Consider the following 25,973-nt stretch of genomic DNA (forward strand, 5'->3'; position numbering starts at 1 on the left):
AATCCGGTTTTACATTAAGATTGGACAACTACTTTTTCAAATTTGCATTTTGAGTCGCTAAGTGTTTTTTCAATATTAAAATTCATATTTGTTAACATTTCTATATCCTGTTTAGTGCTACTACCTACAGTTGTTAATAAATCGCCAGTAAGCATTGCATTAGCACCAGATAGAAATATACTTGAACCGCCATCGTTGAAATAGCTTCTGCCTGCTGCCATACGAATATATGACGCTGGATTAATATAACGAAAGATAGCAATTGTTCTTAAAATATCATCTTCAGAAAGAGGACTTAAATTTTCATATTTTGTACCTTTAACTGGCATCAAGGCATTAATTGGAATAGAGTCTACTTGTAATTCTGACAGGCTTATAGCCATATCAATACGGTCATTCCAACTCTCACCCATACCAATAATGCCACCAGAGCAAATTTTTAAGCCTGCTGCTTTTGCTAACTCAATTGAATGAATTTTATCTTCGTATGTATGAGTAGTACAAACATTTGGAAAGTATCGTCTAGAGGTTTCTATATTCTCATGGTACATTGAAACTCCAGCTTCTTTTAAACGATAAAATTGTTCCAAAGTTAAAAAACCATGAGAGGCACACAGTCCAATTTTACATTCTTTATGCATTTTTTCATATGCAGCAATAGCCTTTTCAAAATTCTCATCTGTTAAGGTTCTTCCTGATGTAACAATAGAAAAACGATGTACACCTTTGGATTCACTTGCTTTGCAAGCTTGTAAAATTACATCAGGGTCTAAAAAATCATATTCTTTTATTTCTGTTTTATGATAAGCTGATTGAGAACAGAATTTGCAGTTCTCACTACATCGGCCGCTGCGACCGTTTATAATGGAACAAAGGTCAACATGGTTGCCGCATAATGCTTCACGGATCATATTTGCACCTTCAAATAGTTCAGTTGAAGCAGCAGTTAAAAAGATACTAAAATCTTCTCCTCTTTTTAAACGCCTGCCTGCGATAATCTCTTTTGCTAAATCTATCATATTTATGTTCATGTCCTTTATTCTACATAAATGTAGGAAATTACATGGACTTGTCACCTCCAATATAATATTTATGACTTAGTTAATTACATTTCCAGTCTTCACTTTGTAAAACATTAAACAAATTTAGAACTAACATTACGCTTTTTAGAATTAGCAGTAACAAGAATTACTTCTTATTTTAATTTGCAGTATAAAGGATTAATGAATAATTGTCAACTATAAAATGGTTTTGTGGTTGACAATTGGTGTTGTAGTGTTATTATCCAGCCACATATAATAGATGACTAATCAACAAATTAAATCAATCATTTTACTATACTTATACGTGAAAAGCCTTACAATGCTAAAGCTTTACAATACTTTGCCGCAGAAATACAGTCGTAGGTTATAAACAGACCTTAGTTCAAACGCCATCTTAACAATGCTTTGTTACCAAAATACTTGAAAAAGTATAGATGATACATAAATGATTTTAATTGCAAATATTTATGAAAATTAAGGGGTTGACTGAAAACTATAAGCATTGTAGAAAACTGCAAAACTAGAGAGTGCTGGAATTTGATTTTGATAATAGCTGCAAGTATTCCATGTTCATTAGTTTTATTTATCTTGATTAATTTTGTAGGTTTTAATAGGAGGATAAATAATATCATATGATTTACATGAAAATTACAATAAAAATGCAATCTATAAAAAAATTACTGTGTTAATATTATTTCCGATAAAACAAATTGCTGCTTAGCTTAATTGTGAATGTAGATATGTGAGATACTCAATTTTAGCTAATAACCTAGTAAAAATAATCCGTCAACGTATATGTAGTTTACCATCATTTTTTAAGGATATGAAAAGATGATGGAGTCCATAATTCTTTCATGGACAAGCAGGTTATTTGATATTGACTCCTTTAAAATAAACCTCGAGGAATTATAGGGATTCAGTATAGATTGAATGTCAGAGTAGTCGCGAGTTTTGACATTCGGAGGTCAAAATGTTAGGAGGTGAAATGATGAGAAAATTAGGAAAAAAAGTTCACGAAATGGTAGAGAGTGTTGAGGCTTATAGCAATAAGGCTACTGATTGTAATGCTGCTTGCAACAGCATGTGTCCATCCGATCTATTCAGTATAAATCATAATATCTGGCGCGGACAATATTACTAAAACAGCCTAAACCTCAAATCTAACGAAATATAAGAGTAATATATCCCATGATATATTACTCAACAGGAAATTGATTGTTAAAAGTCCAGCAAAAAGTTATTTTTGCTGGACTAATTTAAAGAATGTGCGGAGGACGTTTATGCTTGAATTAAAACCGTTTATTTATCCATTTTGTACAGCAGGCGGATACTATATATATGACGTCAACACAAGCAAAATTATAAAGGTAAGTAAGGAAGCCTATGATTATTTAAATGGAAAGACAAATGAAATTCAATTAAATACCGAAAATGAAGTTAATAAAATGATTAAGAATGGATTTTTATCAAATAACAAGGTAAAAGAGATATTGCATCCTGCAAGTAAAAATCTGAATGATATTCTAGACAGTACCCTAGAAAAGATTATTTTACAGGTAACACAGCAATGTAATTTGCGGTGTGAATATTGTATTTATTCGGGTGATTCTGGTCATTATCAGAACAGGAGACATCAAAGTAAAAGGATGAACTTTGATATAGCAAAAAAGGGAATTGATTTTTTAATTGAACATTCTCAAGGTTCAAAAAATATAAATGTGGGATTTTACGGTGGAGAACCACTTTTGGAGTTTGAACTTATAAAGAAGTGTGTAGAATATGCAAAGGAACAAGCTGAGGGAAAAGAACTGTCCTTTTCAATTACAACCAATGCAACACTTCTAAATGAAGATGTTATAAAGTATTTATATGAAAACGATATCATGCTTAGCATAAGTCTAGATGGACCAAGAGAAATTCATAACAATCATAGAAAGTTTGCAGGCAGCGGGGAAGGTTCTTTTGATAAAATAATGGAGAATATGGAAAATCTCAAGAGAAAATACCCTGAGTATTTTAAAAATATATTGTTTAATGTGGTTGTTGATCCAATGGCTGACTTTAAGTGCATATCGGAGTTTTTTATGAATTACGATATGGTAAAGGATATTACTCAAATGTCTACTTTGCCTTCTACAAATTATTTGGAAGAACCTTTCTCGACAAATGAAAATTTTAGAACAGAATATAGATATGAATTTTTTAAAGTTTTCTTACACAAGCTGGGACGGCTTGAAAAAAAGTATGTTAGTAAGTTAAACCTATTTTATTTTGATAGGTTAAAAAGCAAATATACTAATAAAAGAACACTTACATTAGGTCTTTCTGATTATGGTCATCCTGGAGGACCATGCATACCTGGACAGATGAGACTGTTTATGGATACAGACGGTGTATTTTACCCTTGCGAGCGGGTAAGCGAAGCTTCCGAGGTAATGAAGATAGGGAACGTAGAGGATGGCTTTGATTTAGAAAAGTGCTTTAGAATACTCAATGTAGCTAAGGTTACTGAGGAAAGCTGCAAGAATTGTTGGGCTTTTAGATATTGTAACCAATGTGCTGCTTTTGCAGACGACACAAAAGAGTTGACCTCAGAAAAGAGGTTGAAGGAATGTGTAAATACAAAAAGAGAAATAGAAGAGCAATTGAAGGACTTCTGTACATTATTAGAGTTGGGATATAACTTTGATGAAGAGGAAGAACCTATTGTTCAATTTACAAAAAAACAATTGGAGGTAAAAGAAGATGCTACAGAAACAAAAGTTGCTGGTATATCCCTTTGATAATAACTTTTCAGCTGTAATTAAGCATACAGAACTTTTACATGGATATGTAATAACAAAATTAGTCTCTCCTAATGGATGGGGTCTAGTAGGCAAGGATGCAGGAAGTGCAGGCAAGTTGAAAGAAATAGGAATAAAGGTTGAGGGGAATTTTAAAGAAGCTTTAGATGCCTGTGAAACTGTGCTATTTATTGATTCTCATTGGAAACTAGATTTTGAAAAAGTAGTTTATCCCAAAATGTTGGAAGCCATAACAGAAAAGAAGAATATCCTTTGTGAATTAATAGTTTGCGACAAGATAAAAAAGCAACTAATTGACCTTGCTTTGGAAAATGATGTAAGTTGTGAGTTTTTGAGTGATAATGAAGTATGGTCATCCCCAGAAAAAAGTGAAATCTATAGCATAAATACACCAGTTATTTTTGTATTAGGAATATCGGAGAGAACAAATAAATTTGAAGTTCAGCTAGCGCTCAGAAAAAGGTTGATTAATGAAGGTTATAAAGTTAGCCAAGTAGGGACAAAAAAATATTGTGAACTTTTAGGTTTTCACTCTATGCCGAGTTTTATGTTTGGCAATAGCTTATCAGAGCCAGAAAAGATAACCTTGTTCAACCATTATATAAAGAAAATTGAAAAGGAAGAACAGCCAGATGTTATAATTATAGGGCTGCCTGGTGGGACAATGAAACTTAATAATAAGTACACCTGCAATTATGGAATTACTTCCTATGAAATTTCTCAGGCTGTTATTCCAGATGCAGCCATTTGCAGTGTCCTGTATGAAGAATATAAACCTGCTTATTTTGAAAACGTTTGCAAATCCTTGCAATATAAATTAGGCTTTAAAGTGGATTGCTTCAATTTATCAAATTATCATTTTGACTGGATAAAAACTGAATCATCTCTAGAAATGTGCTATACCCTGCTGGATTCTACGGCTATTAATAAAAAAATAGAAAATTTATCTGGGTTAGAAACACCAATCTATAATATTCTTGAGGAAGATCATGGGGATAGAATGTACAAATTCATATTGGATAAATTAAGCAGCTATGCAGAAGTATCGGCTTTTTAAGGAGGTAAAAAATGGAACACATAGAGAAAAAGCTAGATGATATATTTAAGAGAAGATTTGGGATAGAGATGGGCCAAAATAAAGATAAGTTTAGAGATAAAAAACTTTTAGGACAAGAGTTTGGCATGCCTCCTAGAGATTTATTATATTTATTTTTTGATGTTGAGAAGGAATTTTCAATAAAAATTCCACAAGATGCTATTGTCTCTGGTCAATTCAGTACATATAACGGTATCTGTAAAATTATATATGATGAATTGAGAAATGGATGACAAATGAGTATTCAATTGAAAGTTGTTATTATTGATGACGGGGTAAATGAAAAACTTTATAACACAGGAAGTCTGTGGTTGAATTTAGAAGTAACCAGAGATCTTCAAATACTTCAGCGAGAGGATTGCTCCCTATACGAGCCTAGCCACGGTACTATTTGCGGTGCTATAATAAAAAAATATAGTCCTTATGCTAGATTGGGCAGTATAAAAGTGCTGAATGATACCGGGCGAGGAGTCAGAGACCAGCTTGTTAAAGCGCTTTATTGGTGTGGGGACAATAAAATAAAGCTAGTAAACTTAAGCCTTGGTACAATTAACTTTTGGGATTATGAAGAGGTGCGAAAGGCTGTTAATTATGCTGCTCATAAAGGAGTCATTATTGTTGCAGCATGTAACAATGGGAACGTATTTACTCAACCAGCCTCTTTATCCAATGTTATCGGGGTAAAATGTGATGTTGAAGGCAAGTTGCAGGAAGGACAGTATAGGTACAATTATTATTCTTTAGATGGAATTGATATAACAGCATGCGCATCACATTCTCTAGTAAAATATGATGGAAGTGAAAAAACAACAACTCCATGTAACAGTTTCGCAGCACCTATGATAACTGCAATAGTATATAATATTTTAAAAAATAATCCTAATATGTCCTTTCATGAAATTAAGCGCAAGCTTGCGGAGGGTGCGGAAAATGACTTGTCTGCAAATTGGCATGCAAACATGTACCCAAGGGCTGACTGGATAGAGAATGCTATAATATTCAATACAAACTGTTCAAAAAAACAAAATGTAAATATACCTTACAAGGGAATTGTTAAAAGAGTAGTTGACATTGAATGTTGCAAAAGTGGGGAAGTTTTTGAAAGAGTTTTTGAATACTTAAAAAAAAGTAAGGACATTCTTGATGGAATTGATACTGTTATAGCCAATTTGCCCCCTTCAACTTGCACATTAAAAGGCACTAATCTTAACGATTTAGTTGATTTTCTTGGAAGCATGGATATGAACCTAGTCTGCCTTGGAGATACTAATCTGTATCAAAATATTTACTACAATGACAATAGTGAAAGGATAAAAATATTTCATCCGTCAGTCTATACAAAGGTAACAAGTGGTGAAAAAGCATATATTGATATGCCTGTTATAGCTATATATGATTTTAGCAGTATTGTATTTCTTAATTGTATAGGAAAATTAAAGGATATTTTTTGTGAAAGAGGTTATAACGCTATTGCAGTGTCAGATTCATGTAGAGGAATTGCATATGGGATAGAATACTTGCCGAGTATGGGAAATGTACAAGGAGAAGAGTCGGAGTACATTTCTCTTGAACACCTAAGCAGGATATATGATCCTGATATAATTATTTTGGGTATTGATGCTTTAAATAGAGAAACTGATTATTTTAAATGGCTGGAAAACAGATATGAAATAGATATTAAAATTTGTATTCTAAGCGGTCAAAACCAAAATACATACGATATTATTGATATTAGTACAGAAAGCAAAAATATACTTATCATCGCAGGTGATGAACATGAGAGTACTGGTGAGAAAATAATAAATATTACAAATGAATTCTATATAGAGACACTTTATCAATATATTGTTGAATTGTTTGACGAGAATAACAAGCTTAACTGTGAATAAGAGTTATATTTTGTGTTTGTAGTTAGTAAAAAATTTAGATAGTTTTTAGATAATTTTAGTAAAAAATTTAATTAAATGTGTTGACAAAATGATTTATGATATGTATAATAACTCTTGCGTAAAGGTCATGCGGGTTTAACTCAGTGGTAGAGTGTCACCTTGCCAAGGTGAAAGTCGAGAGTTCGAATCTCTTAACCCGCTCCATTATTTACATAGTTTTGCGTTAGTTGTTGTATAAATTGTATATGGTTTTATGCGGGTGTAGTTCAATGGTAGAACATCAGCCTTCCAAGCTGATTGCGAGGGTTCGATTCCCTCTACCCGCTCCACAAAGGAAGAACTGTTCTGAATTAGAATAGTTCTTTCTTTATGTGCGTTGAAGAAGTACGGTTATTATCAAGTTATCATGTGAACAGCAGAAATTCTTATCACTTTGTAAGAACATGCTGCTCATTATAGCGAACTATAAGTGGGTTATTGAACATGTTGGTGAGAGTAGCTTTCTTACCTAAACTATTAGCAAATATCATCGAATGTTTAGATGATAGTAATTGACTTGAAATTAATAGACTGAATAGTAACATTCATATGAGGTATACTGTAAATTAATTGTATTACCGTGTTTTCTTTTTAGCACAGGTATTATATAATACAAGAGTATGTATATTGACGGAATTGAGGTGCTTTCTGGTGTTTTCTGTAACTTTAAAAGAAATAATGGATGAGTTTCAATTAGAAGAATTAACTGGACGTAAGGATTTTGAGGAAATAGAGATTACATCTGCGGATGTAAATAGACCTGGACTACAATTAGCTGGATATATGGAATACTTCGGAACTGATAGAATGCAGATTATTGGCAAAGGAGAAACTGCTTATTTAATGCAGCTTAGAGAAAGCGACCGATATAGAAGACTGGATAATTTCTTTAAATGCGGTTTTCCTTGCATGGTTGTTGCAAGAGGACTTGGTGTATTCCCTGAAATGATTGAGGTGGGAAGGAAATACAATATACCCGTTCTTAGAACAGATGACATTACTTCTAGATTTATGAGTGGTGTTATTAGATATCTTAATGTTCAGCTAGCCCCTAGAACAAGTATGCACGGCGTACTGGTAGAGGTTTATGGTGAAGGTATACTTATACTTGGTGAAAGTGGTGTGGGAAAGAGTGAGATTGCACTCGAACTTGTAAAAAGAGGGCATCGTCTTGTAGCAGATGATAATGTTGAAATTAGAAAGGTATCTGATAGGACACTAGTAGGTACAGCCCCTGATATAATAAGACATTTTATAGAAATCAGGGGAATTGGAATACTGGATGTTAAAAATTTATATGGTGTTGGTTCAGTCAAGATGACAGAAAATATAAATCTTGTTATTAAATTAGAACCGTGGAATGATAAGAAGATATATGACAGACTGGGGCTGGAAGATGAGTTTACAGAAGTACTAGGTTTGACTGTGCCGTGTCTGACAATACCAGTAAGCCCAGGAAGAAATTTGGCTATAATAGTAGAGGTTGCAGCAATGAACAACAGACAAAAGAAGATGGGATATAATGCTGCACAGGCGCTAAGTGAGAGGGTATTAGGTAATATTAATAAGAATAATATATACAATAATGAATCTGGGTATATGGGCTAAGGATTAAAACCATTTATAGGAGGAGAAAGTTGAAAATAATAGCGGATACACATACTCACACAATATCAAGCGGGCATGCATACAGTACAATTCAGGAGAATGCAAGAGAGGCATTTGCAAATGGAATGCAAGTTATAAATATGTCAGATCATGGCCCTGCTATGTCAGGTGCGCCTTTTCGTTATCACTTTGGGAATTTGGGAGTTATACCTGATACACTTTATGGTGTTCGTGTTTTAAAAGGTGTAGAGTTAAATATTATTAACTATAATGGGGAAATTGATTTAGATGATTACTATTTAGAAAAATTGGATTTGGTGCTTGCTAGCTATCATGATATATGCATTAAACCTGCAACAATTGAAGAACATACAAATGCGGCAATAGAGATTTTATCAAATCCATATATAGATGTATTTGCCCATCCCGGAAATCCTCAATTTCAGATAGATATAGAAAAGGTAGTTAAAGCCGCTAAGGATAATAATAAGCTTATTGAAATTAATAATCAGTCTGCAGTTGTTAGAAAGGGCAGTGAGAAAAATTGCTTTCAGATAGTTCAAATGTGTAAAAAGCATGGTGTTAGAATTACAACAGGAAGCGATGCCCATATAAGCTTTGGTATAGGTAAGTTTGATTTTGTTACCAATTTGCTTGAAGAGGCTGATATGCCTGAAGAATTAGTGATTACAACTTCAATAGAAAAAATAGATGCATACTTGCTTGAAAGACGAAATAGGATTCAGAATTTGTCTAAAGCATAGTATTAAAGCTTGTTGTGTGGCATATACTTTTTTTAGTAGTAGGAACTAAACTAATAGTTTTTAAATTAATTATTGTGAAAGTGTATGGCTATTATAAAGGCATATAATCTACATTTTAAGATTTAACAAAATTTATGCTGATTAATGGCTAATATCAATTACGACTCAAGTCTGATGCTACGATATTTATATTATTAAGGGCATAATATTTAGTGTATGCGAAAGTAGATTTTATTAATAATAAAGCAGATATTTATTTTATTAATGTTAGGATTAATATAGGAAATATATTAGGTTCTTTGAAAGGGGGGGATAGGGTATTGCAAAATAATGAACTTATCAAAAAGCTTATTTCTACTTTAGGAGAAGAAAAAGTTTTTATAAATGAACCTATGAAAAGCCACACTTCTTTTAAGATAGGCGGACCAGCAGACCTTTTAATTTTACCTGATAGCAGTAAGCAGATTGAGGATGTTATGAGGTGTCTTGTAAGTGACAATGTACCTTACATGGTCATGGGAAACGGAACTAATCTTTTAGTATCTGACAAGGGTATCAGAGGTGTAGTAATTAAAATTTATGACAATATGGACAGATATTCGATTGATGGCGAATATATGGAGCTTGAGGCTGGAATGCTTATTTCAAAAGCCTCAAAAATAGCGCTTCAAAATTCGCTATCTGGCCTTGAATTTGCAGAAGGTATTCCTGGTACTATAGGCGGGGCTGTTACAATGAATGCTGGAGCATATATTGGAGAAATGTCTACGGTAGTTGATGAGACAGAATATCTTGATGCAAATGGGAGAATAGTTACTGTAAAAGGCGAAGAACATGGCTTTTCATATAGAACGAGTATTATCCAAAAAACAAAAGGTATTGTTTTAAAAACTAGGCTTAAGCTTAATTTTGGTGATTATAAAAAAATTAAAGATTTAATGGATGATTTTAACTTTAAAAGAAGAGATAAGCAGCCTCTGGAATGGCCTAGTGCAGGTAGTGTTTTTAAAAGACCACAAGGTTATTTTGTGGGGAAGCTGATTGATGATTGCGGACTCAGAGGATTTAGTATAGGTGGTGCGAAGATATCAGATAAGCATAGTGGTTTTATTATTAACACTGGTGATGCTACTTGTAAGGATGTACTTGATTTAATTAGATATATTCAAAAAAATGTAAGTGAAAAGTTTAATGTAGAACTTGAACCTGAACTAAGGATAGTCGGAGATTTTAATATATAGAGATTTTAACTAATTATAGGATTCTAAGAATGTATGTCGTGTTATATCAAAGGAGTTCTAGAAAACAAGAAATTTGCATGAAAAAGATACAGTTTTAAGAGGTTATTGCCTTTATCAGCAAAATTTTTGAAAATTACATGAGAAAGATTTGGGGGATACAAATGAGATTTGTAATAGTAACTGGCATGTCAGGGGCAGGAAAAAGTCTCGTAACAAAATATTTGGAAGATATCGGATTTTTTTGTGTTGATAATTTGCCGCCTTCATTAATACTTAAATTTGCTGAAATTAGTGCTCAGAGTGAAGGCAAAATGGAAAAAATAGCATTAGTTATAGATATTAGAGGCGGAGAATTATTGCATGATCTTTTCCCAGCTCTTGATGAGATTCAGCAATCGGGTTTTTCATACGAGATATTATTTTTAGAGGCTGATGATGATGTTCTTGTTAAGAGATATAAAGAAAGCAGAAGGCAGCATCCGCTTTCACAAGAGGGAAGATTATTAAAGGGAATAAAAGAGGAACGTAAGGCTCTTGAAAAAATAAAAGCTAAGGCTAATTATATTATTGATACTTCAACTCTTGCCACACGTCAGCTTAAGCAGGAAATTAACAACATATTTCTAGAGGGTAAAACCTTTACAGGTATAATTATAAATATTGTTTCATTTGGCTTTAAATATGGAATACCAACAGATTGTGATTTAGTATTTGATGTTAGATTTATTCCAAATCCTTATTATATTGCACCGATGAAGCTAAAAACTGGTAAGGATGAAATGGTAAAAGAATTTGTATTAAATGCCCCTGAAACAAAGGAGTTTTTAGGGAAATTAGATGATATGCTGGACTTCCTTATTCCTAATTATATAAAAGAAGGCAAGTCTCAATTGGACATTGGAATTGGTTGTACAGGAGGAAGGCACAGGTCTGTTGCTATAGCTGATGAGGTTTTTAGAAGATTAGAAGAAAAAAAACACAGAGTAGTAATTGAACATAGGGATATAGAGAAAGATAGCAGAGGTGTTGGTAAATGAAAGCAACGGACTGGGTGGTACCAGGTGCTAAGATAAAAAGGTGGGGGTTACTGCTGGCAGTAGGCCTTATACTTTTTTGCTTAAGTATTACATTTGCTATAAATTATTATAGTAAAGGAATGCAATTTATTATCCTTATGATTATTTTAGCGTTTATAGGTATATTTACTGTATTGTTTGCATTAAAAGCATTAGCAAAATCTGTATTATCAGCATTGAGTAATAATAAAATAAATACCTTGAATCCAGAAGGCTTAAGTAGTCTTCTTAATGAAAAAAGGATATCTGTAAAAGGTCCCAAAATAGTCGCTATAGGTGGCGGTACGGGGCTTTCTACTATGTTAAGAGGATTAAAGCAGTACTCATCAAATCTGACTGCATTGGTAACTGTTGCAGATGATGGGGGAGGTTCTGGAGTTTTAAGGGAGGATCTTGGTATACTGCCGCCTGGTGATATTCGAAACTGTATTCTTGCTTTAGCTAATACTGAGCCTATTATGCAAAAGCTTCTTCAATACAGATTTCAGGATGGGATGTTGAAGGGGCAAAGCTTTGGTAATTTATTTCTGGCTGCTATGGATGGTATATCCGATAGTTTTGAAGAGGCTGTCAAAAAGATGAGTGATGTTCTGGCTGTAACAGGAAAGGTTTTGCCAATTACTCTTGATGATGTTAGATTGTGTGCAGAAACAGACAGAGGAGAAGTTATTTTAGGCGAATTCAATATTGGACATAGAGATTCAAATGATGTGTCAAACATTGAAAGAATATATTTTAATCAGAAGAATGTGAAGCCTTTAAATGAAGCAATTGATGCAATTATGGATGCAGATATAGTAGTATTAGGTCCAGGAAGTCTATACACCAGTATAATACCTAATCTTTTAGTAGAAGGTGTATGTGAGGCACTGCAAAAAACAAAGGCTATTATTGTATATGTATGCAATGTTATGACACAGCCATGTGAGACACAGGGTTATTCACTTAGCGATCATATAAAAGCCATTGAAAAACATACAAAAAAGGGAATAATAGATTTTTGCATTGTTAATACTGCTTCTATTCCTGATGACCTTAAAGAGAGATACTTATTAGATGGGGCAGAACTTGTAAGGGTTGATGCTGAAGTAGTTGAAAAGATGGGAATAGAACTTATTACTGGTGATTTTAAGGCAGTTAATAACAATTTGGTAAGGCATGACTCTAATAGGCTTGCCAAAAAAATTATTGAATTGGTTTCAGAGTTTGTCTTGTCTCGTGATAAGGATAGGGTTCTTGACTACTATTATGCAAGGGAACGTTTAAATACGTAAAAGAATAAAGGTAATCCAGCCATATGATGCGGATACTTAATAAACTAGACAGGAGTGTGTATATATGGAATTTGGAAAAAGCTTTTGGTATAGTTACGAGCAGGGAAGCGAAAGGGAATGGATTATTACGAACGGAATAGGCGGATATGCTTCAGGAACCTTGATTTGTTCAAATAGCAGAAGATATCATGGTTTATTAATTGCGGCTTTGAAACCGCCTACAAGCAGGCATCTGCTTTTGTCTAATCTTTTAGAGGATTTGATTTTTGAAGATGGAACATCAGTAGCTTTTAGTTCTTTTAAGACATCAGATGGATATATTAACAGGGGGTTTCATCAACTTCAAAGAGTGAATTATCAGTTACTTCCTGAGTTTATATTTAGCTATCAAGATATTTTCATTAAAAAGAAAATTGCCATGAAATATGGAGAAAATACAACTGTAGTTCATTATGAAATAAGAAACGGTTCAAAGGCTGCGACTTTTAAGCTGTCGCCATTGGTTAATTACAGAGACCATCATCATCAAAGTAATTACAGTTACTTAAATTTTGATATAGATATTAATAAAAATCAAGTTAGTATTTCACCAAAGGGTTCAGATGTAACTTTAAATCTTAGTACAAGCACTAGTCAATTTAAAAAGTTGGACAACTGCTATTTTTATAATATGCTATATAATACTGAGCAGGAGCGAGGGTTACATAGCTTTGAGGATCATTTCATGCCTGGAAGCTTTAGTGTTGAAATTATGCCTTATGAATGTAAAACAATATCTTTTGTTGCTACAAGCGAAAAAATAGATAGTAGTAAAGTTGATGCGGCTGAGGTAATTGCTTCAGAAGAAAAGCGTCTTTTGGAACTGCTGAACATAAAAGATTATAAAAATAAGCTGTGCAGAAGGTTGGTGCTTGCAGCAGATAATTTTATTGTATATAGAAAATCTACAGAATCAAAGACTGTAATTGCAGGATATCCTTGGTTTACTGATTGGGGAAGGGACACAATGATAGCTTTCAGCGGACTTACATTAGCCACAGGCAGATATAAGGATGCGGAGGATATTCTATATACCTTTTCCAAATATGTAGCACATGGTCTTATTCCAAATGTATTTCCTGATGATGGTTTACAGCCTGCATATAACAGTGTTGATGCTGCTTTATGGTATTTTGAGGCAGTTTACAATTATTTAGAGTATACAAATAACTATGATTTCATAAAAGAAAAAATATATGGTTGTTTAAAGGATATATTTACAGGTTTTAAAGATGGTACACTTTTTGATATACGAATGACTGAGGATGGTCTTATAACAGCAGGAAATCCTCACACTCAATTAACATGGATGGACGCAAAGGTTGGCGATTGGGTTGTAACTCCACGACATGGAAAGGCTGTGGAAATAAATGCTTTATGGTACAATGCGTTAATGATTATGTCTCATTTGTCACAGAAATTTGAAGAGAGAGATATTTATATTAATTTAGCCCACAGGGTTAAAGAGTCTTTTGATAAAGTTTTCTGGAATGGTGCTGACAATTGCTTATATGATGTAGTTAATGATTTTGGTAAGGATCCTAGCATCAGACCAAATCAAATAATGGCAGTTGGACTTTCATTTTCAGTTGTTGAAGGGGATAAAGCAAAAAGCATTGTCGAAAAGGTTTGGAAGGAACTTTACACGCCGTATGGTTTAAGGTCTTTAACTCAAAAAAGTCATCAATATAGGGGTGAATATATTGGAGATGTATGGAGCAGAGATGGAGCATATCATCAAGGAACTGTTTGGACATGGCCCCTTGGACGATTTATAAAAGCTTATGTTAGAGTTAATGGCTCAACTCAAGAGGCTAGAAGGAATGCAGCAGATTTTATTTTGCTATTTATTGATCATCTGAAGGATGGAGGATTAGGCAGCATTTCCGAGATATTTGATGGAGATGTTCCGCATTATCCTAGAGGTTGTTTTGCACAGGCATGGAGCGTGTCCGAAATTTTAAGAGCAGCAATTGAGGATGTTCGGCTTGAGGACTTAGAATTTTATGACTTTTCAATTTGATTTTAGGCTATTAGGGAGTGAATGGGGTGTCTTTTTCAACTTTAGTAAAGGATGAACTTTGTAGAATAGAACTGCATGATTTATGCTGCAGGAAGTCCGAAATTATGGGGGTAATTTTAGCTAGTAATCTTTTCACTCATGAAAAAGGTTCGCGAAATGTGAAGGTAGTTACTGAAAATGCTGCGTTTGCAAGGAGATTGTATACTACAGTTAGAAAAGTATATGGCTTGAGTCCTGAGGTTTCCATAAGAAGAAACAGTAAGCTTAAGAAACATATTTCCTATTCAATAATTTTTGCATCTATGCAAATTATTAATAAATTGCTTTATGATTCCGAAATAAGTGTGTTTCATAATGATGATTTGGATATTGAAGAATCAACCTTAAAAAATGTTTGCTGCAGGAAGAGTTTTCTTAGAGCAGTCTTTTTATCGGGAGGTTCAGTTAGCGACCCTGAAAAAACCTATCATTTAGAAATTGCCACTCGAAATGAAAAATGTACTGAAATTATTAAAGAAATTCTTAAAGACTATGGAATAAATGTGAAAATTATAACTAGAAAAGGTAACTATGTTGCATATATAAAAGAGGGAGAAAACATAGTTGATTTTTTAAATATTATTGGTGCTCATAGTGCATTAATGGAGTTTGAAAATGTGAGAATACTAAAGGATATGAGAAACAATGTTAATAGGATTGTAAATTGTGAGACGGCAAATCTGGAAAAAACAGTAAATGCTTCTGTCAGACAGGCTGAAAATATTAAATTGATTCAATCTACTATAGGTATAAGCAATCTTCCTCCCAATTTAATTGATATTGCAAACCTAAGGCTTGAGTATTCTGAATTAAGCCTTAAGGAGTTGGGGGAAATGCTTAATCCTAAGTTAGGAAAATCAGGAGTTAATCATCGACTTAGAAAATTAGATGAAATAGCTGAAAAAATTAGAGAGAAAAGTGATTATAACGGGCCAGTATAAATTGCTGACATGAAAGAAGTTATTAAAAAGAAGCTATTAAAAAGAAGCTATTAAAAAAAGAGGAAGCAATTTTGTTGGAGGCAATACTTTCTATTAGATGGTATTAGCTTAGTTCTAAAACTAAAAGTGGTTTTTATTGCTGTGATATGAGACTAGTTTAGGTTGTTCAACATTATAAAAGGAAAAAATAGGGAAATAACGAATTTAATACTTTGTGAAAATTTTAAAGCAAATCTCGAATATTCATACAAGAGAAAAAATGCAGTTAAAAGAAGTTAATTTACAAAGGAGGAAATTCGTTTTGGATGTAAAATTATCAAAAAAAGGTACAACTTTAATTATAAGAATTATGGAAGATATGGATCATCATTCTGCGCAGTATTTAAGGCAAAAAATAGACAGTGAACTTGTAAAGTCTACTGTTAAAAATATAATTTTTGATTTTTCATGTGTTAATTTTATGGATAGCTCAGGTATTGGCGTAATTGTTGGAAGATATAAAAATATTCAGAAATTAAACGGCAAGGCAGCTATTTTAAATGCTAATCCAAAGATAATGCAAATATTTGAAATGTCAGGAATATTAAAAATTATACCTGCTTATAATGACTTAGATGCAGCCATTTCAAGCATGTGCAGTTAGTTGAAAATATTATTTTGTATTTAAATACGGTTATTTTTTATTTAATAAAAAAAGTAATTAGTACCTGCGGTATAACGAGGCTAGAAGATATCTCAAACTTTTATAAGTGGCGGGTGCTGTTTTTGCTAAATGCCGTGAGAATATCTTCAGCCCCGTTTACATGTTACTGATTAACGAATTTTTTAAATTGATTTTTTCAATAATTGGATTTTTCTAAAATCAAAAATTTCATTTTAATCTAGGCGTTATAAATGCTTTAATGCAAATATGAGAGTGAGGAAAAGAAAATGCAGCTAATAAATGAAATGAAGCTGGAATTTATGAGCAAATCAAGTAATGAGGCATTTGGAAGAGTTGTGGCAGCAGCTTTTGCATCACAGCTTGACCCAACAATTGAAGAATTAGCCGATATAAAAACTGCTGTTTCAGAGGCAGTAACTAATGCAATTATACATGGATATGAGAATGATACTGGAATAGTAGAAATGTATTGCAAATTATATGAGGAAGGAATAGAAATAAAAATATCTGATAAAGGAAAGGGTATAGAGGATGTTGAATTAGCAAGACAGCCTTTATATACGTCAAAACCAGATTTAGAGCGCTCTGGAATGGGCTTTACAGTTATGGAAAGCTTTATGGATGGGGTTGAAATATCTTCAGAACTAAATAAGGGGACAACTGTTACAATGTTTAAAAAGCTAAAGAAGACTTAGCTTGGGTGTAGTTTCCAAGCTAGTCGCTTTTACTTAGAAGAGATAGTTCTAACGCTAGAAGAGCGAGAAAAAGATGGGATGGGAAAAGAATTAGCTGGGATGAATTTTAAAACACTCAAAATGTCTGTCGGTGCAATAGATTATCATTGGTTTCTTGCCAAAATAACTCAATAGTATAGTTGATGCTTACATGTGCACTTTAAGTTTTGAGTTTATCAATGCTTAAAGCTGACTTTCCACATTCACCATTCATGGCTCATGGTGTGCTAAAAACCTATATCGTATCAGTTTGAAGAAAAACTAGAATTTGATAATTAATTTTAATACATGAATACTAATTTTTTGATATCATTGACACCATAAATTTATAATTTTTATAATATAAGCAAGTTTTTTCAATAACAAATCTAAGCAATTATTTCTAATCTAACTGTCGAATGGAAAGTCGGAATATATTTAGTTTTACCAATTATCTTATTAATGGGTAAGCTTATCTATAAATTTAAAATGCTTTACTTTTCATTTGATATTGCTATCACACCCGATACTAATATTTTTAAGCAGTATATGTACTGTGTAGTTTGAGTAATTATAAGCAAGCAAGAATATTTGTATTATTAAATGTAAATATATGTTATTTATGTATAAATATATAATTTAATGCTAATAATTATAATGAAGCAAGATATTCATTACATATGCAGGGGAGAGTAAAAAAATATACAGGAAGGTTTAGAAAGCTATGAAGGAAATAACAGATGAAGAGGTAAGGTCACTTATTGAAGATGCTAAGGCTGGAGACAGGCAAGCACAGACAATATTAGTTGAAAAAAATATGGGTCTTATTTGGAGTATTGTAAAAAGATTTCAAAATAGAGGCTATGAAATTGATGATTTGTTTCAAATAGGTAGTATTGGACTAATTAAAGCCATTAATAAGTTTGATTCAGCTTATAATGTAAAGTTTTCTACATATGCCGTTCCTATGATTATTGGAGAAATAAAAAGGTTTATCAGAGATGATGGGATAATAAAGGTTAGTAGATCCCTCAAAGAAATCTCTTCAAGAGCTCGAATAACGAAAGAGATTATGTGCAAGGAACTTGGTAGAGAGCCTACAATAACAGAAATTGCTTCAAAAATGAATGTTTCTGCAGAAGAATTAGTTATGGCTTTTGAAGCGGGATGTTCTCCTGAATCGTTATATAGTACTATTGGGGAAGGTGACAACTCACCAATATTGCTAATAGATAGAATAAATGCTGATAATAATAGCAGCGAGATAGACTTAATTGATAAAATTGCAATAAGGCAGATTCTAGATACATTAGATACAAGAGAGCGGCAAATAATAATATTGCGATATTTTAAAGAAAAGACACAGGTACAGATAGCAAAGCTTCTTGGGATTTCACAAGTACAGGTATCTCGTATAGAGAAAAAAATTTTAAACGATATTAAGCTAAAAATGATAGCAAATAACAATTGACATATGATATGAGGATATGAAAATGTTTAAAACTGCAAACTTACAAAAGAAGAAAGTTTTTTTGATTATGTTAGCAATACTCATCTTGTGTGGAGTTATTTCCCTTATTGTGTTTTTTTGTATGGATAATGTTGAAACTCCTAATAAGGCGGTTTATGTATATGAGTTAGAACAGCTATAAGGCTTGATGCATTTCTTTATTTATAGACTTTATTGGAAATAATAGTTTTATAGAAATTATAATAATTTAAATTTATTTTGTAAAAAATAAGATATAGAAATATATCTTATTTTTATTTTTGTAAAAATCAATAGTAGATTCATTTTATGCTATTTGAAGAGCAAAATTCTTGATATTAAATTGGAATTATTAGAGAATGTCAAAATTAGCTGCATTAAAAAAGGCTTATTACCAAATACAAAAATTAACAAGATAGAAGGAGTATATTATGGATTTATATTGACTAAATTAATGTTGGTATGTAGCTAGAATATATAATGCTGTTTATTCGGACAAAGCAGAAGACATAATTAGATATATGCTGTTTATTTGGAAAATTAGAAGGTACAACTGGCTATATGTTGATTTTTTGCACAAAAGTTTTTATTGCGTTGTTTTGTTAGAAATAAAAATATATTTATGCCAATAATACAGGTGATTTGATGATTATTTACAAAATTGAATTATATATAAGGTGTGGGAGGTTAGTATGAAACAGGTTTTTACTAAGGAAGAGTATGCAGAATATGTGAAAAGTGTTTCTCCAAACTCGAAATTGTTTACTAATATGATAAAAGCATTTGTTGTAGGAGGATTAATTTGTGATATTGGACAATTTATTACGAATGTACTTAAGGGAAGAGGATTAGATGTAGAAATGGTATCTAGTATTACCAGCATAATTATGATTTTTTTAGGGGCATTGTTGACTGCTCTAAATGTATATAATTTAATTGGAAAATTTGCAGGTGCAGGTTCAATTGTGCCAATTACAGGTTTTGCAAATTCAGTAGTTTCGCCAGCTATGGAATTTAAAACTGAGGGATTTATTATGGGAATGGGAGCAAAAATGTTTGTAATTGCCGGACCTGTAATAGTATTTGGTATATGCTCTGCTATGGTAGTAGGTGTAATACATTATTTTATATCTTTTCTATAGTGCTAAAAAAGTAGCTAATATTAATATCAGCAGTTATGTATCAAACTGTGTTTAAAAGCTTATACTTATAATTATCGTTATACATTGAAATAAGGAGATAACTATGGCAGAAAAACATATTGGAAAACAGACTGTTGTTTTAAATAATCCTCCATCAATTAAGGCTACTGCTTCAATTGTTGGACCTAAAGAAGGAAAAGGAGATTTGAAAAGAGACTTTGATTATATATTACCAGATGAACTTTGGGGAGAGGATAGCTGGGAAAAGGCAGAAAGCAAGCTGGTAAGAGAAACTTTTTCAAAGCTTCTTCAGAATGCAGGAATTAGTAATGATAAAATTGATTATATTCTAGCTGGAGATTTGTTGAATCAATGTATAGCAGCAAACTATGGGCTTAGAGATACAAATGTGCCATTTTTCGGTTTATACGGTGCATGTTCAACTATGGCAGAGTCAATGAGTTTGGGAAGTATGCTTGTTGGTGGTGGCTTTGCAGATAATGTTGTGTGTCTTACATCAAGCCATTTTTGCTCGGCAGAGAAGCAATTCAGATTCCCTTTAGAATTGGGAAATCAAAGGACTCCAACATCCCAGTGGACTGTAACAGGTTCAGGTGCAGTTTTATTATCAGCTGAGGGAACAGGTCCGTATATTAAGCATATAACTACTGGTAAAATTAATGATTTAGGTGTAACTGATATTAATAACATGGGTGCTGCAATGGCACCAGCGGCTGCAGATACTATTCTGACACATTTTGCAGACACGGGACTTGTGCCTGAGTATTATGATTTAATTGTTACAGGAGACTTAGGCAAGGTTGGAAAGCAATTGTGTTTAGATATTTTAAAAATGAATGGGCTTAACATAGAAGCTATGTATAATGATTGCGGCGTAATGATTTACAAATTAGAAGAACAGGATGCTCATGCTGGTGGAAGCGGCTGCGGTTGTTCTGCGACTGTATTTGCTGGACACATATATAAAGAAATTATGAAAGGGAATTTGAAAAGAGTATTATTTATTGCAACTGGAGCGCTGATGAGTCCTATAAGTTTACAGCAAAAGGAGTCAATTCCTGGTATTGCACATGCAGTAAGTATTCATAGAAGTATTGACTAAAAATAGAATACACTAATTTTGTTGTTTATTTAAAGTAAAGGAGGATAAAACCAGAATAATAGAGTTTATAAAAACTGGTTTGGATATAAATTATGAGTTATGTAAATGCTTTTTTAGTAGGAGGACTTATTTGTGCAATTGGACAACTTCTTATAGATAAAACTAAGCTTACATCTGCAAAAATTTTAGTATTATATGTTGTATTAGGTGCTGTACTTGCTTCATTTGGTATATATCAAAAAATTGTTGATATAGGCGGAGCTGGTGCAACAATACCTCTTACTGGTTTTGGCTATAGTTTGGCTAAAGGTGTTTTTAACGAGGTAGACAGAATTGGTTTACTTGGAATTTTTACAGGTGGTTTTAAAGCAGCTTCAGCAGGACTTTCTGCTGCTGTTTTCTTTGGATATATAATGGCAGCTATATCTAGGTCAAAAGCTAAGAAGTAGGAGGATACTTTAACAGTTAAAGAATAGATTGGTTCAACTGCAAAAATTATGTCGTAGATAAGAAGTTTTTTAAGTATAAATTTTTAAAAAACATATAGAATTATGATTGAATATTGTATATAATTAATTATGATTTTATAGGTTTATAGTATAGCCTTTGTTTACAACTATGTTTTTTACTATATATATTAAGGTGGATTGTTATGAATATAGAATATATTAATCCTTTTATTGAAGCGAGTCAAACAGTTTTACAGCAAGTAGCTGGAATTGAAGCAAAGCTTGGTAAGGTTTTTCTTAGAACTTCTCCATACAAGGGAGAATCAATAGTTATAATGGTTGGTATCACTGGTAAAATGCGAGGTCAAACAATTTTTACTATGTCAAAGGAGACAGCCTTCAGAGTAGCATCAGCTATGATGGGTGGTATGCAAGTTGAAGAATTGAATGAGATATCCAAGAGTGCATTATCTGAATTAACAAATATGATTTTAGGTAATGCTGCAACTTTGCTTTATAATAAAGGTATAGGAATAGAAATAACACCTCCTTCTTTACTTTTGGGTGAAAATTTGTCAATATCTCAATCAAAAATGCAAACTATATGTATTCCTCTATGTATAACAGATACAGAAATCTTGGAGATTGATTTGTCTGTTGAGAACTGAGAAATAGTTACATAGTTGATAGAATATATGACATTACATTTAAGAAAGTATATATTTCTAAATATTTAATAAAAAAGATGGTATAGGCCATCTTTTTTATTTGACATCTTAAAAAAATGAAAGGAATGAAGATAAATGTCATTAAATATCGTTTTAGTGGAACCTGAAATTCCTCAAAATACAGGAAATATTGTAAGAACATGCGCAGCTACAGGTGCTATTCTACATTTGGTAGGACCCCTTGGATTTTCAATAGAAGATAAATATCTGAAAAGAGCTGGATTAGATTATTGGGATGATGCACAAATAAAATATTATGATAATCTAGAATTGTTTATGAAAAAACACGGTAATAATAAATTATATTACTCAACTACAAAGGCTTTAAATAAGTACAGCGATATTACATACGAGGAGGACTGCTTTATACTTTTTGGAAAGGAAACTGCAGGATTGCCCGAGGAATTGCTCAAAGAGAATAAGGAAAGCTGCATTAGAATTCCAATGAAAGAGGGAATACGATCACTCAATTTATCAAATTCTGTGGCTATTGTTGTTTATGAAGTTCTTAGACAACAAAACTTTGGAAAACTAGAAACAAAGGGACATTTAGTTAAATTTGAATGGTAAAGCAAATTCTAATATATTAATAAATAAGTTTTCAATTTTATATAAGCAGTACTGGCATAAGTAATAACAATGAGTAAGTTAACCTGTAAATAGTGATAAAATAAGCACAACTTGTAGATGTTTTTATTATAATAAAAAAACAAAATAATAGTACAAAGCTTATAAATATTAATTTGTAATCCCGTGATAAATAAATAAAAATGGGTATATTAAAATAGATATAGTATAATTATTATTAATGATTTTTTATGTAATTATCATTTAGGTAGGTGGTGGGTCAAATGGTGAATGAAGAAAGACTTGTTAATGAGTTTTCGCATAAATGGAGGAGTTTATATTGCAGACAATTTTAAAGTTATCAGAAGTATCTTTACTTGATAAAAAAATATTTGATGACTATCTAAAAAAATTAGATTCGCAGGTGTCCGAATTAAATTTTACAAATTTTTATATGTGGAGAGATTATTACAAAATAAGATATAGCATTATTAATGAATTTTTGTGCATAATATCTATTGGTGAGGACAAACCGTTTTCATATTTCCCAATAGGAGACTATAGTAATATTGAAAATTTGAAAATAGCGATATATTCTATTAGGGATTATTTTTATCAGCACAATTGGGAGTTCATTATGTGCCGAGTATCAGCTCAGCAAATTTCTGTTTTAGAAGATTTAGATATTAGGTTTACATCGAAAGAGGATAGGGATAACTTCGACTATATATACTATGTACAGAAGCTTTCAACTCTAAAAGGGAAGAAACTCGATGGTAAAAGAAACCATATTAATAAGTTTAAAAAGTTGCATACTTTTAGCTATGAGGAAATATCAGATAAAAATATATCAGACTGTATAGACATTTTAGAAAAATGGTCGATACAAAGAAATTATTCTGAAGATGAAAGCCTTATTGCTGAAAGAAAAGCAAATTTGGACTTGTTAAATAATTATAAATTGTTGAATGTTAAGGGTGCATTGATTAGGGTTGATGGTAAACCTGAAGCATTTACAATAGGTGAGATGTTAAATAGCAATACAGTTGTAATTCATGTGGAAAAGGCAAATTCTACGATAAATGGCCTTTACACATTAATTAATCAGCAGTTTTTGACAAATCGATGGAATGGTGTTGAATATGTGAATAGAGAACAAGATTTGGGAATTAGTGGATTAAGAAAAGCAAAGTTATCATATAATCCTGCAATGTTACTGGAAAAATTCACAGTTGAACTTTGTTAAAATATTAATAATTTGGCGTTTATACTATTGATTATGTTTTCAAAATAATATAAAATTATCATTGGTTTAGGAAATGCAAACCAATTGTTATGTTGATAAGCATTAATTTGCTTGACTAATTAATAAAATTTTAGGAGGTTACAACAATGGCAGTAAAAATGGGTATTAACGGTTTCGGACGTATTGGACGTCTTGTTTTCAGGGCTGCAATTAACAACCCTAATGTAGAAGTAAAGGGAATCAATGATCCATTCATCGATCTCGAGTACATGAAATATATGTTAACTTATGACACAGTTCATGGTAAATTTGAAGGAACTGTTGAAACAAAAGATGGAAAATTAGTTGTTAACGGCAAAGAAATCGCTGTATTTGCTGAAAAAGATCCAGCAGCTATCGCTTGGGGCGCTTGTGGTGCTGAATACGTAGTTGAATCAACTGGTGTATTCACTACTACAGAAAAGGCTTCAGCTCACATAAAGGGTGGAGCAAAGAAAGTTGTTATCAGTGCTCCTTCAGCTGACGCACCAATGTTCGTAATGGGTGTTAACAATGATAAATACACTAAGGACATGACAGTTGTATCAAACGCTTCATGTACTACTAATTGCTTAGCTCCTTTAGCTAAGGTTATCAACGACAACTTCGGTATAGTTGAAGGTCTTATGACTACAGTTCACGCTGCAACTAACACTCAGAAGACAGTTGATGCTCCTTCAATGAAAGACTGGAGAGGCGGAAGATCAATCCTTGGAAACATCATTCCATCATCAACTGGTGCTGCTAAGGCAGTTGGAAAGGTTATTCCAGAATTGAACGGAAAATTAACTGGTATGGCATTCAGAGTACCAACAGCTGACGTTTCAGTTGTTGACTTAACAGTACGTCTTGAAAAATCAGCAACTTACGAAGAAATCAAGAATGCTGTTAAGAAGGCTTCAGAAAATGAATTAAAGGGTATCCTCGGATACACAGAAGATGCAGTTGTTTCAACTGACTTCATCCATGATGCACGTACTTCAATATTTGATGCTGAAGCTGGTATCGCATTAAATGGAAACTTCGTTAAGTTAGTATCATGGTACGACAACGAGTGGGGTTATTCAAACAAAGTTGTTAACCTCATCGAGCACATGGCTAAGGTTGACGCTCAATAATTAAAACTTTAATAGCAAGGGTTTACGATTTAGTTTCAAGTATTTGTTTCTAAATCGTGAATTATTGATTAATTATTGATTAATTATTGATTGAAGTAATTTTGTTTTAGTTAATAACGAGAACAATCTTACAATACAATTATTATCCCTAAAGTTTTTAACAGCACTTTTTTTAGATGAAATTGATTATCTAAAAGGAGTGCTGTTTTATTGTCACCTCATCTAAAATTGATAGTCAAATAGTTGGAGGAATTTATAATCCAAGAGTTTTGTAAAAGCAATAATTAGATTCTATGGTAATAGAAAATATTATAGTATATAGTTTTTGAAAACAATGAATTGAAATATATATTTAAAGGACATGTCACTTATGATATGCACTTTATTATTTTTAGATATAGAATTTCTAAAGACTGGAACCGTTGATACAAATAATTGTTACCAAGTTATATAAATAGTTATTACCAAGTTATAATATCTAGTTTTAAAATTAAAAAATTTATGTTATAATAACTATAAAATGTTAATAATATTATCTTATAAAACGAATATAAAATATTTATATTTAGTTTAGTTAATATTTTTCAAAACTTAAATGACTTAAATACAAATTTGTATAAGCACTGTTGCTTTTTAAGTTATATATGTGATGATAATTATTTGCAATAAACAAAGTCAGTTGTAATATTGTGTCTCTTAAATATATATGACTTAATGATTCATCTGATATAAGTAGCAATTTAGTACTTTTATATAGAGTAACTTTGACAATGCAAGGTTGGCACTTGTCTGTATAGCTTTTTCTGTGCTAACAGCTTT

Annotated in this window: 24 protein-coding genes and 2 tRNA genes; 25 read left to right on the plus strand and 1 reads right to left on the minus strand. The window is 32.2% G+C overall.

From position 1 onward, the window contains the following. Positions 1 to 14 precede the first annotated feature (14 nt). A complete protein-coding gene (gene bioB / locus EHE19_RS05145; protein ID WP_137698376.1) occupies positions 15 to 1,019 on the minus strand; it encodes a biotin synthase BioB in 1,005 nt (334 codons plus the stop codon). 994 nt (positions 1,020 to 2,013) lie between these two features. Between bioB and EHE19_RS05150 the strand changes: the two genes are divergently transcribed. From EHE19_RS05150 to gap, 25 genes are all read left to right on the plus strand, one after another. Further along, complete coding sequence (locus EHE19_RS05150; RefSeq protein ID WP_137698377.1) at positions 2,014 to 2,184, plus strand: CLI_3235 family bacteriocin precursor; 171 nt, start codon at positions 2,014 to 2,016, stop codon at positions 2,182 to 2,184. Between the two features lie 139 nt (positions 2,185 to 2,323). Continuing rightward, positions 2,324 to 3,826: a Cys-rich peptide radical SAM maturase CcpM gene (ccpM, locus tag EHE19_RS05155; protein WP_137698378.1), complete on the plus strand. Its 1,503-nt coding sequence runs from the start codon at positions 2,324 to 2,326 to the stop codon at positions 3,824 to 3,826. After that, the gene (locus EHE19_RS05160; protein WP_137698379.1) at positions 3,789 to 4,904 is read left to right on the plus strand and encodes a TIGR04066 family peptide maturation system protein; all 1,116 of its coding nucleotides are present in this window, start codon (positions 3,789 to 3,791) and stop codon (positions 4,902 to 4,904) included. The genes ccpM and EHE19_RS05160 overlap by 38 nt, the downstream gene beginning before the upstream one ends. 11 nt (positions 4,905 to 4,915) lie before the next feature. Beyond that, entirely contained in the window at positions 4,916 to 5,176 is a 261-nt protein-coding gene (locus EHE19_RS05165; RefSeq protein ID WP_137698380.1) for a peptide maturation system acyl carrier-related protein, read from the plus strand. A 3-nt stretch (positions 5,177 to 5,179) separates the two neighbouring features. Then, positions 5,180 to 6,832, plus strand: a complete 1,653-nt coding sequence (locus EHE19_RS05170; protein WP_137698381.1) for a S8 family peptidase — start codon at positions 5,180 to 5,182, stop codon at positions 6,830 to 6,832. Positions 6,833 to 6,961: 129 nt separating this feature from the next. Then, a tRNA-Gly gene (locus tag EHE19_RS05175) sits at positions 6,962 to 7,036 on the plus strand. A 51-nt stretch (positions 7,037 to 7,087) separates the two neighbouring features. Continuing rightward, a tRNA-Gly gene (locus tag EHE19_RS05180) sits at positions 7,088 to 7,161 on the plus strand. A 361-nt stretch (positions 7,162 to 7,522) separates the two neighbouring features. Further along, a complete protein-coding gene (gene hprK / locus EHE19_RS05185; protein ID WP_137698382.1) occupies positions 7,523 to 8,479 on the plus strand; it encodes an HPr(Ser) kinase/phosphatase in 957 nt (318 codons plus the stop codon). A gap of 29 nt (positions 8,480 to 8,508) precedes the next feature. Further along, positions 8,509 to 9,243 carry a phosphatase gene (locus tag EHE19_RS05190; protein WP_137698383.1) on the plus strand — a complete coding sequence of 245 codons (735 nt, stop codon included), beginning with the start codon at positions 8,509 to 8,511 and terminating at the stop codon, positions 9,241 to 9,243. A 320-nt stretch (positions 9,244 to 9,563) separates the two neighbouring features. Beyond that, a complete protein-coding gene (murB, locus tag EHE19_RS05195; protein WP_137698384.1) occupies positions 9,564 to 10,484 on the plus strand; it encodes a UDP-N-acetylmuramate dehydrogenase in 921 nt (306 codons plus the stop codon). Between the two features lie 161 nt (positions 10,485 to 10,645). Continuing rightward, positions 10,646 to 11,521: an RNase adapter RapZ gene (rapZ, locus tag EHE19_RS05200; protein ID WP_137698385.1), complete on the plus strand. Its 876-nt coding sequence runs from the start codon at positions 10,646 to 10,648 to the stop codon at positions 11,519 to 11,521. Next, on the plus strand, positions 11,518 to 12,834 hold the full coding sequence (locus EHE19_RS05205; protein WP_137698386.1) for a gluconeogenesis factor YvcK family protein: 1,317 nt from the start codon (positions 11,518 to 11,520) through the stop codon (positions 12,832 to 12,834). Before rapZ ends, EHE19_RS05205 begins: the two co-directional genes overlap by 4 nt. A gap of 64 nt (positions 12,835 to 12,898) precedes the next feature. Further along, on the plus strand, positions 12,899 to 14,896 hold the full coding sequence (locus EHE19_RS05210) for an amylo-alpha-1,6-glucosidase (RefSeq protein WP_137698387.1): 1,998 nt from the start codon (positions 12,899 to 12,901) through the stop codon (positions 14,894 to 14,896). Between the two features lie 26 nt (positions 14,897 to 14,922). After that, positions 14,923 to 15,876: a DNA-binding protein WhiA gene (whiA, locus tag EHE19_RS05215; protein ID WP_137698388.1), complete on the plus strand. Its 954-nt coding sequence runs from the start codon at positions 14,923 to 14,925 to the stop codon at positions 15,874 to 15,876. 301 nt (positions 15,877 to 16,177) lie between these two features. Continuing rightward, positions 16,178 to 16,519 carry an anti-sigma F factor antagonist gene (gene spoIIAA / locus EHE19_RS05220; protein ID WP_137698389.1) on the plus strand — a complete coding sequence of 114 codons (342 nt, stop codon included), beginning with the start codon at positions 16,178 to 16,180 and terminating at the stop codon, positions 16,517 to 16,519. Positions 16,520 to 16,806: 287 nt separating this feature from the next. Further along, positions 16,807 to 17,235: an anti-sigma F factor gene (spoIIAB, locus tag EHE19_RS05225; RefSeq protein WP_137698390.1), complete on the plus strand. Its 429-nt coding sequence runs from the start codon at positions 16,807 to 16,809 to the stop codon at positions 17,233 to 17,235. A 742-nt stretch (positions 17,236 to 17,977) separates the two neighbouring features. Further along, positions 17,978 to 18,724 carry an RNA polymerase sporulation sigma factor SigF gene (sigF, locus tag EHE19_RS05230; protein WP_137698391.1) on the plus strand — a complete coding sequence of 249 codons (747 nt, stop codon included), beginning with the start codon at positions 17,978 to 17,980 and terminating at the stop codon, positions 18,722 to 18,724. 22 nt (positions 18,725 to 18,746) lie between these two features. After that, positions 18,747 to 18,905 carry a hypothetical protein gene (locus EHE19_RS05235; RefSeq protein ID WP_171003614.1) on the plus strand — a complete coding sequence of 53 codons (159 nt, stop codon included), beginning with the start codon at positions 18,747 to 18,749 and terminating at the stop codon, positions 18,903 to 18,905. Between the two features lie 529 nt (positions 18,906 to 19,434). After that, positions 19,435 to 19,884, plus strand: a complete 450-nt coding sequence (gene spoVAC / locus EHE19_RS05240; protein ID WP_137698392.1) for a stage V sporulation protein AC — start codon at positions 19,435 to 19,437, stop codon at positions 19,882 to 19,884. Positions 19,885 to 19,987: 103 nt separating this feature from the next. Next, positions 19,988 to 21,007: a stage V sporulation protein AD gene (gene spoVAD, locus EHE19_RS05245; protein ID WP_137698393.1), complete on the plus strand. Its 1,020-nt coding sequence runs from the start codon at positions 19,988 to 19,990 to the stop codon at positions 21,005 to 21,007. A 92-nt stretch (positions 21,008 to 21,099) separates the two neighbouring features. Then, on the plus strand, positions 21,100 to 21,456 hold the full coding sequence (spoVAE, locus tag EHE19_RS05250) for a stage V sporulation protein AE (protein WP_137698394.1): 357 nt from the start codon (positions 21,100 to 21,102) through the stop codon (positions 21,454 to 21,456). Positions 21,457 to 21,659: 203 nt separating this feature from the next. Next, positions 21,660 to 22,124, plus strand: coding sequence for a chemotaxis protein CheX (locus EHE19_RS05255; protein WP_137698395.1), 465 nt, complete (start codon positions 21,660 to 21,662; stop codon positions 22,122 to 22,124). A gap of 135 nt (positions 22,125 to 22,259) precedes the next feature. Further along, positions 22,260 to 22,754 carry a tRNA (uridine(34)/cytosine(34)/5-carboxymethylaminomethyluridine(34)-2'-O)-methyltransferase TrmL gene (gene trmL / locus EHE19_RS05260; protein WP_137698396.1) on the plus strand — a complete coding sequence of 165 codons (495 nt, stop codon included), beginning with the start codon at positions 22,260 to 22,262 and terminating at the stop codon, positions 22,752 to 22,754. 337 nt (positions 22,755 to 23,091) lie between these two features. Continuing rightward, positions 23,092 to 23,997, plus strand: coding sequence for a DUF2156 domain-containing protein (locus EHE19_RS05265; protein WP_244648330.1), 906 nt, complete (start codon positions 23,092 to 23,094; stop codon positions 23,995 to 23,997). 146 nt (positions 23,998 to 24,143) lie between these two features. Beyond that, complete coding sequence (gene gap / locus EHE19_RS05270; protein ID WP_137698397.1) at positions 24,144 to 25,154, plus strand: type I glyceraldehyde-3-phosphate dehydrogenase; 1,011 nt, start codon at positions 24,144 to 24,146, stop codon at positions 25,152 to 25,154. Positions 25,155 to 25,973 lie beyond the last annotated feature (819 nt).

The organism is Ruminiclostridium herbifermentans (assembly GCF_005473905.2).
Taxonomy (GTDB): Bacteria; Bacillota; Clostridia; order Acetivibrionales; family DSM-1351; genus Ruminiclostridium; species Ruminiclostridium herbifermentans.